At 41.3% G+C, this 17,201-nt stretch carries 19 protein-coding genes and 1 pseudogene; 11 read left to right on the plus strand and 9 right to left on the minus strand.

Annotation, left to right across the window (positions count from 1 at the left end; genetic code table 11):
* Positions 1–89 precede the first annotated feature (89 nt).
* The 6 genes and pseudogenes from PHX29_00280 to PHX29_00305 all read left to right on the plus strand — a co-directional run bounded on the left by PHX29_00280 (position 90) and on the right by PHX29_00305 (position 3,026).
* Entirely contained in the window at positions 90–662 is a 573-nt protein-coding gene (locus PHX29_00280) for a DUF4126 domain-containing protein (GenBank protein ID MDD5604353.1), read from the plus strand.
* 125 nt (positions 663–787) lie between these two features.
* Positions 788–1,201 (plus strand): DUF2780 domain-containing protein, encoded by a 414-nt coding sequence (locus PHX29_00285; protein MDD5604354.1) that lies wholly within the window; start codon positions 788–790, stop codon positions 1,199–1,201.
* An 89-nt stretch (positions 1,202–1,290) separates the two neighbouring features.
* Positions 1,291–1,551 (plus strand): hypothetical protein, encoded by a 261-nt coding sequence (locus tag PHX29_00290; GenBank protein MDD5604355.1) that lies wholly within the window; start codon positions 1,291–1,293, stop codon positions 1,549–1,551.
* A 120-nt stretch (positions 1,552–1,671) separates the two neighbouring features.
* Positions 1,672–2,496: an aldo/keto reductase gene (locus PHX29_00295; protein MDD5604356.1), complete on the plus strand. Its 825-nt coding sequence runs from the start codon at positions 1,672–1,674 to the stop codon at positions 2,494–2,496.
* 41 nt (positions 2,497–2,537) lie between these two features.
* The gene (locus PHX29_00300; GenBank protein MDD5604357.1) at positions 2,538–2,666 is read left to right on the plus strand and encodes a hypothetical protein; all 129 of its coding nucleotides are present in this window, start codon (positions 2,538–2,540) and stop codon (positions 2,664–2,666) included.
* A 15-nt stretch (positions 2,667–2,681) separates the two neighbouring features.
* Positions 2,682–3,026: pseudogene (locus tag PHX29_00305) on the plus strand (redoxin domain-containing protein).
* A 487-nt stretch (positions 3,027–3,513) separates the two neighbouring features.
* Here PHX29_00305 and PHX29_00310 read toward each other — a convergent pair.
* Positions 3,514–3,777, minus strand: coding sequence for a multiheme c-type cytochrome (locus tag PHX29_00310; GenBank protein ID MDD5604358.1), 264 nt, complete (start codon positions 3,775–3,777; stop codon positions 3,514–3,516).
* A gap of 486 nt (positions 3,778–4,263) precedes the next feature.
* On the opposite strand from PHX29_00310, the gene PHX29_00315 reads away from it, so the two are divergent.
* Positions 4,264–5,001, plus strand: a complete 738-nt coding sequence (locus tag PHX29_00315; GenBank protein MDD5604359.1) for a DUF3784 domain-containing protein — start codon at positions 4,264–4,266, stop codon at positions 4,999–5,001.
* 267 nt (positions 5,002–5,268) lie between these two features.
* Complete coding sequence (locus PHX29_00320; GenBank protein MDD5604360.1) at positions 5,269–5,490, plus strand: hypothetical protein; 222 nt, start codon at positions 5,269–5,271, stop codon at positions 5,488–5,490.
* Positions 5,491–5,636: 146 nt separating this feature from the next.
* Here PHX29_00320 and PHX29_00325 read toward each other — a convergent pair whose 3' ends face one another.
* The 7 genes from PHX29_00325 to PHX29_00355 all read right to left on the minus strand — a co-directional run bounded on the left by PHX29_00325 (position 5,637) and on the right by PHX29_00355 (position 12,838).
* Complete coding sequence (locus PHX29_00325; protein MDD5604361.1) at positions 5,637–6,347, minus strand: YkgJ family cysteine cluster protein; 711 nt, start codon at positions 6,345–6,347, stop codon at positions 5,637–5,639.
* A 55-nt stretch (positions 6,348–6,402) separates the two neighbouring features.
* Positions 6,403–7,659, minus strand: a complete 1,257-nt coding sequence (locus PHX29_00330) for a hypothetical protein (GenBank protein MDD5604362.1) — start codon at positions 7,657–7,659, stop codon at positions 6,403–6,405.
* Between the two features lie 20 nt (positions 7,660–7,679).
* Positions 7,680–8,324, minus strand: coding sequence for a hypothetical protein (locus tag PHX29_00335; GenBank protein ID MDD5604363.1), 645 nt, complete (start codon positions 8,322–8,324; stop codon positions 7,680–7,682).
* Positions 8,325–8,498: 174 nt separating this feature from the next.
* Positions 8,499–9,458, minus strand: a complete 960-nt coding sequence (locus PHX29_00340) for an FAD binding domain-containing protein (GenBank protein MDD5604364.1) — start codon at positions 9,456–9,458, stop codon at positions 8,499–8,501.
* 11 nt (positions 9,459–9,469) lie between these two features.
* Positions 9,470–11,740 carry a molybdopterin-dependent oxidoreductase gene (locus PHX29_00345; GenBank protein ID MDD5604365.1) on the minus strand — a complete coding sequence of 757 codons (2,271 nt, stop codon included), beginning with the start codon at positions 11,738–11,740 and terminating at the stop codon, positions 9,470–9,472.
* On the minus strand, positions 11,740–12,561 hold the full coding sequence (locus PHX29_00350; protein MDD5604366.1) for a 2Fe-2S iron-sulfur cluster-binding protein: 822 nt from the start codon (positions 12,559–12,561) through the stop codon (positions 11,740–11,742). Before PHX29_00350 ends, PHX29_00345 begins: the two co-directional genes overlap by 1 nt.
* Positions 12,562–12,652: 91 nt before the next feature.
* Positions 12,653–12,838, minus strand: a complete 186-nt coding sequence (locus tag PHX29_00355) for a hypothetical protein (GenBank protein MDD5604367.1) — start codon at positions 12,836–12,838, stop codon at positions 12,653–12,655.
* Between the two features lie 393 nt (positions 12,839–13,231).
* Between PHX29_00355 and PHX29_00360 the strand changes: the two genes are divergently transcribed.
* Positions 13,232–13,888 carry a response regulator transcription factor gene (locus PHX29_00360; GenBank protein ID MDD5604368.1) on the plus strand — a complete coding sequence of 219 codons (657 nt, stop codon included), beginning with the start codon at positions 13,232–13,234 and terminating at the stop codon, positions 13,886–13,888.
* A gap of 75 nt (positions 13,889–13,963) precedes the next feature.
* On the opposite strand, the gene PHX29_00365 is transcribed toward PHX29_00360, so the two are convergent.
* The gene (locus PHX29_00365) at positions 13,964–14,179 is read right to left on the minus strand and encodes a hypothetical protein (GenBank protein ID MDD5604369.1); all 216 of its coding nucleotides are present in this window, start codon (positions 14,177–14,179) and stop codon (positions 13,964–13,966) included.
* A gap of 137 nt (positions 14,180–14,316) precedes the next feature.
* Between PHX29_00365 and PHX29_00370 the strand changes: the two genes are divergently transcribed.
* Both PHX29_00370 and PHX29_00375 read left to right on the plus strand, forming a co-directional pair.
* Complete coding sequence (locus tag PHX29_00370) at positions 14,317–14,535, plus strand: transposase (GenBank protein MDD5604370.1); 219 nt, start codon at positions 14,317–14,319, stop codon at positions 14,533–14,535.
* A 1,267-nt stretch (positions 14,536–15,802) separates the two neighbouring features.
* Complete coding sequence (locus tag PHX29_00375) at positions 15,803–17,200, plus strand: reductive dehalogenase (GenBank protein MDD5604371.1); 1,398 nt, start codon at positions 15,803–15,805, stop codon at positions 17,198–17,200.
* The last annotated feature ends 1 nt before the right edge of the window (position 17,201 follow it).

Genomic DNA, 17,201 nt, shown 5'->3' on the forward strand with positions numbered 1-17,201 from the left:
CTATATTATTTTCTATTGATATTATCCCAATGCAATAATTTTATTTGCTTATTTGTCAACAATAAATAAAAGGCATAATATGAAGTCATATGGATGCTGAGATAATAGCTGCAATAGCCTTAGGGATTGGATTAGCTGCCAGTGCTGGGTTCAGGGTATTTATACCAATGCTGGTGGCTAGTATTGCTGCTCATTTTGGGCTTTTTCCGGCTCAGGAAAGCTTTATGTGGTTGGGAAGCTGGCCAGCTATGATCTGTTTTGGAACTGCAACAGTTATTGAAATAGCGGCCTACTATATACCGTTTGTAGATAATCTCCTGGATAATATTACCATACCGATGTCTGTAGGGGCAGGTACATTGTTGCTGACTTCGGTGCTTCCTATTGATGATAACATGCTGAAATGGCTGACTGGCTTTATTGTGGGTGGCGGTGCGGCTGCTACAATACAAAGTGGTACCGTCCTGGCGAGGCTTTCCTCTACTTCCACGACAGGTGGTTTGGCTAACTCGGTAATCGCAACGGGTGAAAATGCAGCTGCCATTGGCGCTTCGCTACTTTCTCTAGTTATTCCACTTATAATGGTTTCAACGCTTTTATTATTTGTCATTACAATACTGGTAGTATTCCGCAAACGTATCTTCAGGAAAAAAAGAATCTAATCAAACTAGCTGGTTAGGCTATTTTACAAGAACCTTTTATACGATTTACTAATGAAAAAACGCATTCTTTTTATTCCACTGTTACTACAGAATTTTTAAACAAGAGTGTTTCAATTGATTAATTAATGGCATATACTTATTGTAACGTTGCTATTAAGGTGAGGAGGCACTTAGTGGAACTAATAGAACAGTTAACTAAACAATTGGGAGTTAGCGAGGCGCAAGCACAAGGTGGGGCAGGATTACTCTTCAAACAGGCCAAAAGCAAACTCAGCGGTGAAGAGTTTACAAAAGTATCCAACGCTGTACCAGGAATTGAAAACTTGATTAGTGCTGCCCCGGCGAGCGGAGGGGGAATGTTGGGTAGTGTAAGCAAGATGATGGGTGGGGGTAGCAGCTTAGCCGGCCTGGCCGGCGGTTTTACAAAGCTCGGCTTAGGTGGTGGCATGATCGGCAAATTTATACCAATAATTCTTTCCTTTGTTCAGAGTAAAGGTGGCGAGGGAGTCAAGGGTATTTTGGAAAAAGTATTAAAATAGTAGTTTACATAAAGCATTCGCTATTTTTATAGAAATACCGCAGTTAATTAAGCCATCTATAAGATGATAGCGCCTATGCAGGCGCATTTTTGAATAAAAACGAGCTGATAATAAGCTCTGGGGGAGGGTGTATGCTTATCAGTGAAGCAATAAGGAAAGAAGTGTTCGATAAGAACGCCAATAAAGTAGAGAAGGTTGCTGATGCTAACACTGATGTTTCGAATTGGACAATTAACCAGTTTATTGTGAAGAGCGGCGTAATTAAAAAAGTTGTTATCGAAATTGATGAAATAGAAAAAATTGGTGATAAAGTTTTTTTGAAGATTACCAAGGACGAAATTGAGAAATGAATAATAGCCAACCCGCAAGTTGGCTATATGGTGCATGGTAAACACTTTGCCGCTTAACGCTAATACAAATTATTTTGCGGTAGGTGTAAAAAATTTGAATAAGCAGGTTTTTGTCGTAACATGAAGGAAATCAACATAAATACTACAGTCAAGCTTAATAATGGTGTCGAGATGCCTATTTTCGGCCTCGGAACCTGGCAAATCACTGGCAAAGAAGCTGAATTGACCGTCCGCTGTGCTCTAGATGCAGGTTACAGGCACATTGACACCGCTGCCGCATATCACAACGAAGAGGAAGTTGGAAAGGCCATACGTGAAAGTGGACGTAAACGAGAAGATATTTTCATAACCACAAAATTATGGAAAGACGACCTTGGCTATAAACCTGCACTCGAAGCCTGTAATAAAAGCCTTGCAAAATTGGGGCTGTCGTATGTTGATCTTTATCTTATCCACTGGCCTGGTGGCCGGCGATTAGAAACATGGAAAGCCATGGAAGAGTTGCTCAAAACCGGCAAGTGCCGCTCAGTTGGCGTCAGCAACTTTACCATCAGACACCTGAAACAACTTATGGAAGACTCTTCAGTTATCCCCGCTATTAACCAGGTAGAATTCAGCCCGTATCTGTATCAACAAGACCTTTTTGATTTTTGCAAGGCAAGCGGAATTCAACTGGAATCATATAGTCCTCTAACCAGGGGAAACAAGCTTAATGATGCACATTTGGTTTCAATCGCAAATAAATATGGTAAAAGCACAGCCCAGATATTAATTAGATGGGTGTTGCAATTGGGGATCGTCGTTATTCCAAAAGCGGCTAAACAGGAACACATAAGACAGAATGCTGATGTTTTTGATTTTGCCCTGTCCCAGGAGGACATGATAACTCTCAGTAACTTCAATGAAAATTTGCGAAACTGTTGGGACCCTTCTTCTATCGACTAAGAAAAATATAATGCAGGAAATAATTGATGGAGCGAGCATAGATGAACAACTTTGAACCCTTTACAGCTCTTGAATTCAGCGCTGCTGACAGCGAAGGCCGCTTGGTAAAACTCTCTGACTTTAAGGGCATTAAAAACGTTTTACTGGTTTTTAACCGCGGCTTTCAGTGACCATACTGCCGAAGGCATATGGCGCATTTGCGCCAAGATTACCGGGAGTTTGTGGATCGGGATACCGAGATTATAGCTATAGGCCCGGAAGATAAGAAAAGCTTTGCCCAATGGTGGAAAGAAAACGATATGCCCTTTATAGGCATTGGCGACCCCCAGCACCTGATAGCTGATCTCTATGGCCAACAAACAAAGCTGATGAAACTTGGGCGCATGCCGGCTATGCTAATTGTAGATAAAAGTGGTAACATCCGCTTCAAACACCTAGGTCAGTCTATGAGTGATATACCAGAAAACCAACGTGTTCTAGCAATAATAGACGCCCTTAATGTTGAGCACCAGGCAAAGAAGTCCGATTGATTAATAATTCTCGCTACAAAAGTGCAGAATGTATTTAACGTGCAATAACTGGTAGTTGTGCTTGCGTAAATTTGGCAGGCTTGTTATGAATAAATCATTGAATGGTTATATTAAAGGTTTTCTCGTTGAGAATTGCTGAATCCAAGTGAGTGCGTTTATATTTAAACTCAATCTGTGTAAAGCCCTTGATAAGCGATTTAAAAACGAAATATTGATTACTTCTATCATCGAGAAGATCTATTCCAAACCAAACACAATTGTTAGCTACTAGTTCAACCATATTTTCGTCGTAGTTAACAAACCAGTCTAACCCTAATCTGGGGTTTCTCGGCAGCGCTATAGTGACCTTCCCCCCAAAACGCCCATAGATACGCGATTGAACGTATGCCTCAGGATATAAGACAAAAAGCGGTGGCTAAGCCTTAGAAATATTTAAAAAAGCAGCTATTAATGAACCGTTTAAAAATTAAAACTATCCTTAACACGGTCAAGAAAACAGATGTTCAATACCATAAATGATTCCATGTTTGGAAGTAGACCACATTTCGTATTGCGGATGATCGAATCCCTGATGGCAGGGCAAACAAGCCTCAGGTTGACGAGCTTCATTTATTGAAAAGCTATGGCGTGTATGGCAGGTTACACAGGCGCTTTCATCCGCTGCTTTTACTTGATTGGAAGAAAGCAAGGCTAATGAGGCAGACAGAATTATTAAGCAAGCAGATAATGTGAACACTTTTTTTATATTCATTATGCCAGTATCTCCTTAATAGCACTATTAATCCTGATTCTTACCGATGATTTACTTAAAATCGAAGCTTCAATGATATCAATCCCGCATCATCCTGAAGTAAATAAGAATTCAATAATTAGAAAATATTAACGCTAAAAATATCTGGGTATATGATAGACTTATATAAAGGGGACGCTGACACTTTAATTTGGAGTACAGGAATATATAGCCGATTAATAATACAATAACCATAGACAGGTTGTTGAAGGGGCGCAAAATGAGCAATGTATATTGCAAGGTGGAATGTGGGCTTTGTAAAGAGGTGTTTATCCTGTCTTCCATGACTCAGCCGTTACCGCAACACAAGCATCTAGGTGTTGAATGCCCAGGTTCCAGCAAACCCGGGAAATTCCTTTCAATTCACCAGAAGAAGCAACCATATTCCAGGTGTTAAAGTCTCAATTCAATAGGTTGCCATATTTAAATACTATCTAAGGATCTTTCATGTGGATTTTTGTAGTAATCGGTTTAATTCTTATTGGAATTGGGCTGTCGGTTCATGTATTCAAATGGTATTTTCTTATTGCTGGTTATAACACCATGCCAGAAGAAAAACGTAAAAAGGTCAACACCGAAGGGTTGGGTCGCCTACTGGGAATTTATTGCTATGTTAATGGTGGCATGTTCATTCTGGCGGGCGTGTTACAAACTTTGGGAATTAAACAAGTGCTGGTTCCAACTATAATATTTTTTTGCATTGCAACAATATTTATTTTAGTTAAAGCCCAGAAGTTCGATGGGAATATCTATAATACAGATGGAAAACTGTTAAAGGGAGCATGGAAGCAGCTGGTTATACCACTTGGTATTGTCTTTGTTGCAGTAATCTTTGTTTGCGTTCTTATGTTCTACTCTACCCAATCAACAAAGGTAACAATTCTTGACGAAGGGATACAAATTCATGGCATGTACGGTGAAGTATACAATTGGACTTCAATTAACACAGTAAAGTTAATTGAAGAAATTCCCACTATTGAAAAACGCACCAATGGTTCTGCTGTCGGCTCAAACCTGAAAGGTTATTTTAAAACAAAAGAATTTGGTATAGTAAAATTATTTGTTAATGTTAATACAGCCCCTTTTGTTTATATTGAAACCACCAATGGGATTTCAATCTTTAATTTGAAAGACGCCCGCCAAACGCAAAACGTGTACAGTGAGATTGTAGAACGATTATCCTAAACGATTCCTTGTAAAAATTGTGCTTTCCGGTATTTTTTAATAATTCGCTGGATCAATAATCGTTAAGCGCTAATTGAATCAGGTAAATTGTTTACCAGTGTATATCAAGACCAATGGTAAACAGGCAGGGTCGGCTTTTAGGTTGAAAATTCTATATTTTCAGTGATATATATCCTTTGATGCAAATTATCGCTCAACCTTTGCCATAAACATAACAAATCGACTTTGCAAATAATCGTGCCTGGCAAAAAAAGAAGGGAGGTTATTGTGGCATCGATATACTTCGTTGGGTCTTATCCGCCTATTATGTGCGGTATTGCTGATTATGCAAAATACATTACTGATGAACTCACAGGTAATCAATGGGGAGTATTATCATTTGATTTACATAAAGTAGTAACGCCTTTGATAACCGATCAGTCTTTAACAGATCATGTCTGGTATGGAATTCCTGGCGGACACCAAATCAACCCCACGATAATGCATTGAAATACGCAGAGGCTTATTCGTGGGAAAAGCAAGCCCAAATACATAAAAACATAGCGTGTCACGTATTATCTTCCGAAAGGGCTTATTTGCCTTAGATGCTATGTAAGTAGAAGATGTAAAACATAGGAGAAAAATAATAGCATTATTTACGGTTGTGAAGGAAAAATCACCTTATCTACATAATATGGCAGTATTGAACACTCTGCACCGCCGGTTTCAGCAGCTAATTCCAGTAACTCATCCCACGGAGGCATAATTTTCTCGCGATTGTTTAATTGATAATCATACTCTTTTACAAATTCACTAGCGTCCAGCACCCATAAAGGCTTCCGTTTTTTAAGTTTTACTTTTATAAGATTATGATTTTGATCGTCACGACACATAATAGGTGGCTTTTGTACATACATTGTATCGGTTTGAATACCAAATCTGGAAGCGTAAGTTGGGCAGGATGGTAGCGCAATCTCTCCGACTGGATATCGATAATGATTAATATGAAAAGAGATGGAATACGGATAAAACCGGCATGCCAAGGGGCGGGATGGGTGGATACGACAACGGTTCCCAAAAAGAAATATGCAAGAACTTCGGCTGGATACAATGTTTTGGTAAAGCTGGCTTCTGTCCGCCGCACTAAAGTGATCTCTTGCATATTCCAGCATCATCCACCAGTCTTCAGCTAAAAACGGATTGCCTTTTCGGTTTAGAACAGGGAATATGACTTTACTGCAACAATGGCCATCCGGGCATGTCGAGCACAATCGCCAGAAAGGTTCTCTTTTATAAAGTTCCTTTACATGTTCGTCGAACCGCGCATTGATATCGCACATCCAGATCAGGTTTTCAGTAATTCCCATATATTATAGCTGCAGTTTAATAACTGCTAATGATTTCATCGTATTTTGTTAGACATTATTTACAACAATCAGGAGAAGCAGTAATATCTTTAACGGCAGAAGGCTCAGGAAGCATTCTTTTGACTATCGATTGCATGCTACTCGAATCATATCCAGCGCATATTAGTTCAATAGCCGGCTTTATGGTAATTTCTGGATTTTGATTGCTGGTTTGTGATTCTTCGATCACTTTTGCATCAATCTGTTCTAACTTTTCATACTGGGGTGAAGATTCATCCATACCGATATCCTGAACAATCTGTTTTTCAATATTCAACCTTGCAGATTCCGGAACAGGTACACGGCTTATCAAAAAACTACCCAATTTTGGCTTCAACTTTTCATGATGCCCCAAAATTGACATTATCCCATCACTCTCGAACCATCCATCTTTTTCTTCAAAGTCAACGATTATGTCTGGCCGAGCCATGTTATAAACGTCTGCAATTAAAGCAAGGTCTTCAAGATTATCCGATACATATAAGGCAAGATCTGCCCATAGATCTACCAGGGCAGTATCTTTCAAATTTTTTATGTTCAGCCACTCCTGGTTTTCACTTAGCTTTTGTGACTGCCAAAGAACTCGGTAGAAGCCGGGGCGAAACGCAACAAACCGTTTGAGCAATTTTGACCGAATAATTATTCTGGGAGTCAGAAATGAACAATAGTGTACGTTTTCGAACAGTAGTGTTTTTGTTGCCTCGGCCTCGGGGACAGTGTCTTGTTTGGGTGGAACACCAGGACCCATCTCTGCCATGGCTGTATCAATTTGGTCATCAATAGCAACAACAGTGTAAACCGCATCTGCCTGTAATTGTTGTATTAACGCTAACACAGCCCAATATTGATAACCAACGCCAAAATCGTTGTTATAATTCTTGATTACTATTTGCTTTGATTTATCTTCAAACTCATCTGCGTCAATATTTGATTTCAGTAAATCAAACAACGGTTGGAATAAAAGTTTCGTAAAATACGTCAGCGGATCAGATAGCAGATCTCGGACGGGAGATTGAACAGTGATTGCTTCCAGATCCATCTTGTTTTTAACGCTGTTACAAACTGATTTCCAACCAAGGCTCAATTCGTTGCTTTTTTCAAGCTCGGTATGTAAATGCTCCTTTATGAAACTAGCGCGGGTTCTATCGAACAGTTCATAGAACGCAGGGCGATGCTCACTTCTTATTGTCACTGCATTGGGCGAAATTCTAATTTGGGGATTGTTTTTAACGTAAGATTCTAATTCTTGCAAATCTCTGCGCCAGCTGGCCATTTTTAACACTCCCTGAGATATTAGTATCCAGAAAATTCATCATATACTTGCATTTCATATTCGTCCGAACTTTCCCATTCTTCCGGGGGTATAAATATCGGTATAAAGGCTGGTTTTTCAACGGTTTCCTGTTGTGCTTTCAAAGCTTTATGCTGCATCATATACCACAAAGGCCATTCGTTTAGCCTAACCATTCCCGTGCCATCGCAGGCCTGGTCGGCAATTTGTTCTATAACAGGACGAGCTGCCACTGTTACAGTTTGCGGATCATCTACATTGGTTAAAAAAGAAATATCGTATGATGATTTCAACTGCATGTTAGCCGGAATATTTACTACGACATACTGATTATCAATCACATAACCGGTAGTATAATCAACTAATTGAAGGCTTAAATAGCCGTTTGCATCTGAATCACCAGTGTTTAACAGCGTGACGGTCACAGTAGTGAGATAGACACGATAAATCCCGCAAACTGCCAGATAAGTGCCCCCAACAGTAGCCTCAACATTTCTTACGCTAACCCACGCCATGCTGGTGGTGGGGATCGAACCATGTTCTTCGCATACCGGGCACGGTGCTTTAATAAACGCGGTTAGTGTAAGAAGTGGGATTATCGTAAAGAAAGCAATGAATTTTTTTTGTGCAGTAAATATTTTCTTCATATCATCATACTACCCCCTACCACAATCAATGCAATCGGAAAATTGCTTCTGCTTTCATTCTACTAATTATAAAGAAAAATATCAAAGATTGTGCATATTTCCAACGTCTTACCAAGGGCTGCACAATCAGAGCAGCCCTTGGTAAATGGGAACCTGATTATTCCCTTCGTGAGTCTATGCGCATGCCAATATTGCTCTCTTTACCAACGCAATTATAACCTGGCCCTTGTATTTATTTGCGTTGTTTGGCGGCAGAGGCACGGCGCCTGTGGCAGCGGCATTACCGGCTGCTTCTGCATTGGCAGCATTGATTGTTTTTCCCTTAATGGAATCTTGCGCGGCAGTGGCAATGCGCGGGATCCCATAGACTCCTCCCAGCACAATGCTTGCATCACTGCTGCTGATAACTGCTGCGGCACTGACCAGAGGAAAATCAATTGCTTTTCTGAACGCAAACTTTTTATAGGCGCTTTTTGTTCCCGTTGCCGGAGCAGGTATTTGAATCTCGGTGATTATTTCATCATCATCCAAATTGTTGATCTTCTCTCCATTGTTACCAAAAAATTCGGTCGCTTCCCAGACTTTCTTTGTGGTGACGATTTTTGCCTTAAAGGCCACTAATGCCGGAGCGGTATCCGAAGGGCAGGGAGCAACACAGCCGTCTATGGCTCCGAATATTGAATGATATCGATTCACACCTGTAAGAGCATTACAAATACCTTGCGGGTCCTTTCGCAAGCATTTGAAGTCGTTAAATTCATTGCGATAGTATATACAACGCGGTTTCTGGCAGATATTTCCTCCGATTGTGCCCATGTTTCTAAGTTCTGGAGACCCGACTGCTAATGCCGCCTGGGCTAAAGCGGTGTATTTTTCTTTTACTATACTCGAGTTGGCAATAGCTGTAAGCGTTGTAAGGGCCCCGATCTTGAGCATACCGCCATCTTCGCGAATATAAACAAGATCAGGTATTGTTTTGATGTTCACTATTACTTCGGGCAGATTATCACTAATGAAACCTTTAAGACAAGTCATCAGATCGGTTCCACCGGCGACGACTTCAGCCTTGCCTTTCGCTAATTCGGCAGTTGCTTGAGATAGTGAGCTAACATTGATGTGAGTTATATTATCCATCTTGCTTCCTCCTAACCCTTGCCTAATGCTTTGAGTACTCTGTCCGGGTTGGCACAGCCATGATCAGTATCAACCCACTTACCGGTAGCATTATAGATTGCGCAAATTATTGAAGCGTAACTGCCAACACAGGGTTCTCCAATACCATGAGCCCCAAGCGGCCCGGCAGCATCATCACCTTCAACTGGCAATAAATGGTGTTTGCTTGGCTTGCAATCCATGGTTGTAAGAAACTGTGCTTCAGTATATTGGCTGCTGATAACCGCTCCAGTAAGGGGATCATAGATATCACCATAGAACAAGGCCTGGTTAATCATCTGTTCAGTGCCTGATCCCATCTGGTTTTCAACGCCTTTCCGGAAGACGATACGGCCAGTACCAACGGAATTCCAGTGTTCGAGAACCTCAACTTGGCCGGTTTCAGGATCCACTGCAACTTCAGCAACTGAAGCACAACCGCTATTGCAATTTACTAGCGTGCCGACTGGTAGCCCGAAAAGCTCCCGCTGTAAACCGCCTCCGTTGTCAGCGCTTGTTGAAGCCCAGCCTGTCCCATAACCAGCAATTGGCGGGGTGCCGGACATAGCAGTCCGATACGTCATCCGCTTGGTGTCGTCATTCTTGTAAAATATTTCACTATTTTTAGCATCCAAATCAGTAATCTTGATTCCCGGAATATCCTTGAAAGGCGCTTTGAGAATGGCTTTAGCAAACACTTTTTCTCTGGCATCTCTGGCTGCATTTACCATAGACGATAGTCCACCGGTGAATGTTGAGCCACCGTGCATGCCGCCATCAAGGGTTACATCACTGTTCCCGTAATCACCACATTGCACGTCTTCATAGTTCATGCCCATAACTTCAGCAACGAAATGCCTGGCTTCGGCGGGGGCGTTGTGAATTCCTGTGCCGCCTAATTCAAAAACGCATGTCCCATCTGCTTTCATCAGGACTAAAGCGCCTCTAGCTATGCCGTTTACAGTCCCGTGGCTATCATGATGGCAGTGTATGCCGATGCCGTGCAGTCTGCCGTCGGCCATGACATTGTTTTCACCGGGTTTATGCCATTTGGAAACATATCCACTTGCTTGAGCCACAGTTTCAAAACACTCATTGACCTCTTTGGCACCATAATACCAATTGGGCGAATCAAGAGCACGCATATCTACAGGCATCAAATTTTTCTTTCGTATTTCATACGGGTTAATGTCGAGATGGGTGGCAAGTTTATCCAAGGCAGCGCTAATGTTTACACCATTTGGCGGGTCAGAGACGCAGCGCCATGCCCCTCTATCCGGTACATTTATATAGGCACCCTTGCCACGCCACTTTACATGTGGAATGTTGAATGTGTGCTGTAAGCAAGGATTAATACCGGCGCCGGTACCATTTGTAAAATACTCAACATCTACAGCCGTGATAGTACCATCTGATTTTGCACCCCAGGTATATTTGGAACGATGATCATGCTGGCGAATACGGAAAAGCATGCTGTGTTTCTTGGTGCATTTAAAGCAAACCGGAGCACCACCAACTGCTTTAGACATGAGTGCAGCCACTCCTGCCTCCCAGTTAGAAAGGCGTGCACCATGGCCAGTGCTGCAATATCTCGCAATAGAGTGCACTTTATTTGACGTAGTTTCCAAATAGTTTACCACTGCACTCTGGTTGCCGTGCAAGTTTTGTGAAGATTGATATACGTAACAATGATCGTTGAGCCAATATGCTGTAGCAATGTACTGCTCGATTGGCGCGTGTTGGTGAGTTGGTGTCCAATACTGTTCACATGTTAGGGTTGTGTCGGCTGCTGAGAAACCTGCTTCGATATTGCCTCGGTCAAAATTGGCGAGTGCAATGTTGGTATTTGCCCGCTTGCCACTCAGGGGGGCGTCATCACCAAGTTCGAACGCTTCATCCGGACCAGTTATTGCAGGCAAAAGCTCATACTCCACGTCAATCAGATTGATAACGCGCAAAGCTTTATACCAGTCATCGGCTACAATGCCAACAATTGGCTGCCCCCAGAACAGTACATCGCTACTGAATATTGTAGGGGAGTCTTCATAAGTCAGGATTGCTTTAACCCCTGGCACAGCCAGGGCTTTTTGAGCATTTATACTTTTTATTTTGGCATGAGTTTCGGTTGCATGTTTACATGCCCCCCAAAGCTTTTTACCTGATAAATAGTCTTCAGTAAATTCCGCTTTTCCTAGTAAAAGTGGATACGTTTTATGCTCGTAGGTTTCGGAGCTTCCCAGTATATTGAAGGGCGTTAAGGCCATTATACACCTCCTTTAACGGCTTCTATGGTTTTCTTGAAGTTTCCGCATGAGCATATATGCCCAGAGAGAGCAAGTCGTACTTCATCTTCGGTCGGATTGGGCTTTACATTAAGAAGACCTTTAGCCGCCATTAAAAATCCTGGAGTGCAATAACCACACTGAACGGCATCGATTTTTTGGAATTTACTTTGCAAGGGACTGAGCTCGTGCCCGTCTGATATCCCTTCAACGGTCTCTATCTGAATTCCTTCAGCCTCGCGTGACAGCTTAAGGCAAGCATATATTGGCACTCCGTCCGCCAAAACTGTGCAAGCACCACATTGCCCCATGTCACAACCTATTTTAGTACCAGTAAGGCCTAACTGCTCCCTCAGAGTCCAGGCTAATGTTTCATGGTTGTTTACCCTTAATAGGTAATTTACTCCATTGACATTGAGTGTTACGATTGAAGGATCAAGCGGCTCTGCAACCAGATGTTCACTTTCTATATGCGTTTTCAGTTCAGAAATCGATCCAAATTCAGTATTATCAAAGGGGCACACAAACTTGGTAATGGTCTCTACTTCACCAGGGTGAGCAGAATCAAGGTGCGATGCCAGCGCGCTGATTGAATCGAATTCCTGGCTACAAACAGGGCAAACAAAAGTAGCTTTTACTGTTGTAACCTGAACTGTTTTGGTAACTTCTTTTGTGACCTCTATCTCTCTGTCTTTGCATGCAGATAAGATAAAGGATGACCCAACAGCAGTACCTCCAACAATGATTCCTGCATTTTTTAGAAATTGCCTTCTTGATACTTGGCTTATTTCATTTTCAGGCATTTATAGTTCCCTCCTTTATATGTTAAGGTGCTTTAGAATCTAATAACATTTCTCTTATAACACCTCACCTCCTTTGGGGTCATTTTTGCCTTCAAGCTGACATTTTGCCCCTTTTTTCTTCCCAGAGATCTACCATTTGTTGGATAAAACCGTCATAACACTGTCCGGGAGCACGACATTCATCCATTCTTTGTTTTGTGGAAACTTTTATACCGATAGTGGAACGTCTTGTTAATGATTCCCGCCTGCTATCAGTGTTTATGAGCCCTACAACCATACCGATAATCCTCCCATTTTTCGATAGTAACCAACTTTTCCCTATATTTTTTAAACCACCTCCTTTTTTGTATTCAAGTAATCATCTTTAAGCTATCAAGCATTGATTTTAATAAGGTGAGATTTTTTCGTTCACATTTGCAGTTGTTAAAGGTCTAATTACCAGAAATATGCTTCGATATATAAAACTTGAAAGTGACGTTATATTCAATATGTTAGTATGGAATCTTAAAAATTACATCGGTCATGCTGGTAAAAGATGATTAGAAACATGGGTAATACGCTGATAAAAATAAATAGATAAATGGGTATTATGGGTACCCTTTTTGGTAAAAGTACTTGTTATTCTTGGAGTCTATTGTATAATGGTATCAGTACATTAAGCAGATTTGGCATGAATGAGAGTGAAACCAATAATGGTCTCCAGATTATTATCGTTCATCCAACTGAAATCGTCAGGCTTGGATTATGTGCTCTATTTGAAAAGTGCGAGTATTTGGTATATCGCTCATTTGAAGCTTGTGACTCTCTTTTTAGCCAACTAAAATGGTTTCCTAATGCGCTTATTTTGGTGCACCACTCACTCTGCCAGCATCAAGGAAGTATTCGTAAAGTAATTGAGCATACCGGAGCAACAATTGCCCTGATAGCATCCAGCGATTTAGCTCATAATGACAGCTTTCAGGATTTATCAGAAAAAATTGAAGAAGGCGTTACTGGTTTCATCGATTTAAATGAACCTTTGCACATATTCCTCTCTAAAATTGAAGATATCGCTTCGGGCAGTTTTGTTATTTCAAAAAGCTTTGTCAGCCAGCTTACCGAAAAAAACGTTCCGAATTACAAAGACATCAATGAAATCCTTAATGACAGAGAATTGGAAATTCTGGACCTGGTTGCCAATGGGAGTACAAATAAGGAGATTGGGCAAAAGCTATATATTTCAGAGCATACAGTCAAATCATATATTAGCCAGATTCTCACCAAGCTTGATCTTAAAAACAGGCAGCAAGCTGCTGTATATTTAATCAAAAACAGAATGGACGTATAGTAACCGCTATCGTAAGCAAATTACAGGCTTTTTCTCACAGAAGTCTTTTTTTATTTTTTATAGAGTGAATTGCGGCTATTCCATGGTCGGGAACTGTTTTCTTAGGCGCCCGAACGCTTTAATTATCTGTTGACCAACTTCAGTATTGTTTTCCACTTCTCTTAACATCTCTTGTGGCGATAAATTAAAAGTTCCACCAATTGCGTGCGGAACTTCTTTCAAATCCGAACTTTTCTTGATTATTAACTTGAGTTCTTTAATCGCAGTTTCCCGAGAGGTATTGATATCCATGTTTGAATGATATTCTCCTATTGAATCCTGGATTAGCGTGCTTGGTTATCGGTTGTGCCAATACCGATAACCAAGCACAAAGATAAAATTAGATTTTTTCTCCAGTACAATCCCTATACGTGGTGTAAATTCAGGGGTTGAAATCAAAAGCCACCGTGTGGTTTCTTGAAAGAACAACAAAATACTTTCAGGAGGTATTTCCCAACAACAAGGCAGTCATAAGGCTTATCGAATCAGTGCTGTTGGAACAGCAGGATGAATGGGAAATTGGCAGGCGGTACTTTTCGCTGGAATCAATGAACAAGACCCTGGAGGGAACCATAGATGAGCCATTGCTGTTGGTAGTAGAGGCATAAAAACATGAGAAATCACCGGTGGCAATTTACACCACTTGACGGGATACTACCTATTAAACCGAGTTTACGGTGAGTTCGAACTGAGTTAGAATCGGTAGACAAGCTTCTGATTGAAATACCGTTATTTACCGTATTTATTCGATAGATGCTTTATAATCTTTATTACTTCTTGAAGCAATAAGTCGAAAAGTCCGGTACCAAGAAATATTAATAATAGCGCAATCCCGAATAGCAACCACCAGATAACTACTGGAATAGAAGCAAATACATTGTTAATTGACCACATCAATAGGCCAGCTATAATTGAATAGAATATTGCTTCTTTTTTACTCATAAAGCGCCATACAGAATTGGCGAGTTGTTTATCCACAGATGTTGAGCTGGTTTAATAGTATACTATAAATACTACCAAAATAGTCGTACGACCGGTGAACAGGGACCGGCAGACGAATTGTCTGCCGGCAATAGATTATGCTATATATCTGCGGAGCGAGTATTATTGATTTGCATTTATCGGTTCTAAACCAGGTTGATGCGTTCCTTTAACAGCGTGATAATTAAAATAGTCGCTAATCTCGGGTGTACCCAAGTAGAAAATTATGAGAGTGCCGATGACAGTTCCAACAGGGAAACTGACAAGTCCAATTATCGCATGAATTATTCCTGAGCTACGTGCACATTGTTTGCCTTGAAATATTCCAACCCCAACGATAAATGAGAATATAAAAAACAACTAAACACAATATAGCTAGCCCCCGAGTACTACAAATAGGCCCCCTATCGACAGTGAGTTTATATACGCACCGAAATACAAATATGGAAAACCAGAGAAGCCATTAATCGCCATGATAACAATTAGCAAAGTTGTGAGTAGCCCAAAGAGTGCGGCAGATGCAATAAAGAATTGCCATGCAGCAACTAACGTAATATATTTTGGCCTTTCCAGGTATCCTCCTTATAATGTTCACCAGATTAAATCCGATTGTTCCCGATTATAATAACGAATATAGCTGTTCATAATTTAGCATCTTTGCAAACAACAAACTGAACCAAACCTGTTTACAAACACTTTTAAATCTTTCCTTTGAGTGGTAAAATTTCTTTGTGCATTTATTGTCGGCAGGCAATTATCTAGCGTCTTATTATCGTATTTTCCTTGACATAGGCACTTGCCTGTACGATAATATGTAATTGCAGACTATTATTATCCACAATTTACACACAGTAAATTTCAGCTGCATAAATAAATAAGTGCCGGAGGGTAGTAATGAAAAAATATCACTCTACCGTCACGCGCAGAGATTTCCTAAAGGCGCTTGGGCTTGGTGGAGCAGGTGCTGGGCTGGCATCAATTCTTCCCCCTTTCACCAACCAGCCAATCAGAGACCTTGATGAGCTGATGTCGCTTCCAATTGCCGGCATGAAAAGACCTTCCTGGGTAAAAACCGTTGAGAAACCAACTGTTGAAATCGATTGGCCCACTATAGAACGTTTTGATTACCACCATGTTATGTGGGCAGCGGGCTTAAAGCGAGCGCTAGGGTCGCAACAATATGACCAGGTTTTTGTAGATGGCCGGGTAAACCGCAGGCAATGGATTGCAGACAATAAGCCCGGCTCCAGGTTACAGGACGTGGCCATGAAAGAAGCTAACCATTACGCTCCTGTATCATTTATAGGGCCACAGACATCACCCACTCCGGAAAGCCTTCAAGTACCTCGTTACGAAGGAACGCCAGAAGAAAATGCTCGGCTGGTAACAGCCTTTATGCGCCTTCATGGAGCAAGCCACGTCGGCTTTGTTGAGCTGGATACTGATACCACCGAAAAACTTATATATTCTTACGATACTGGATCAGGAGAGAAGCAGGGTCCCCGTTTAGATATACTTGATTATGACGTGCCGGTAGAAAATTTGGCAGAAGGTTATCGGATCATACCCAAAAAAGCCAGATGGGTTATCGTATATACTCTTAGAATGGCCGATGAGCTTATGAAGAGGCCAATTACAGAAGTGGGAGATAGATCTCACTACTATATGTATAACCTCAAGTCTCTTCTGCAGGGGCAGCTGCAAAATTTCATGCGGACACTTGGTTATATGTGCCTTGGGGAAGCCGCCAACTTTAACGCTTTGGGTGTACATACCGGTTTTGCTGTAATGGCAGGCTTGGGAGAAATGAGCCGAGTTGGGCATACAATAACTCCTGAATATGGACTGCAGCAAAGGGTTCAAATTGTAATTACCGATCTTCCTTTACCGTCCGGAAAGCCAATCGATTTTGGATTACATGTATTTTGTAAAACCTGTAAAAAATGTGCGGATCATTGTCCGGCGAAAGCCATCAATCCTGCAACGGAACCAACATGGGATAACGGTGGGCTTTTTTATCGAGCCATCGGGATAAAACGCTGGTGGTTAAATGAACCTCTTTGCAACGCATATATCAGAAGGGTAAATGGTTGTGCAACCTGCTTTGCAGTATGCCCATTCTCAAAACGCCATAACATGTCATACAATGATTTATTCAGGAGGAGCGTAGCTTCTAATCCAGCTATGAACAGATTCTGGCGCAAAGCGGATGATTTCTTCTACGGAAGCGGCATTCACAGTGATTCCAACAAGTTTTGGGAGCTTGATTTACCGCCTTTTGGATATGATTGAT

The sequence above is a fragment of the Dehalococcoidales bacterium genome (assembly GCA_028717385.1).
In the GTDB taxonomy this organism is placed as follows: domain Bacteria; phylum Chloroflexota; class Dehalococcoidia; order Dehalococcoidales; family CSSed11-197; genus CSSed11-197.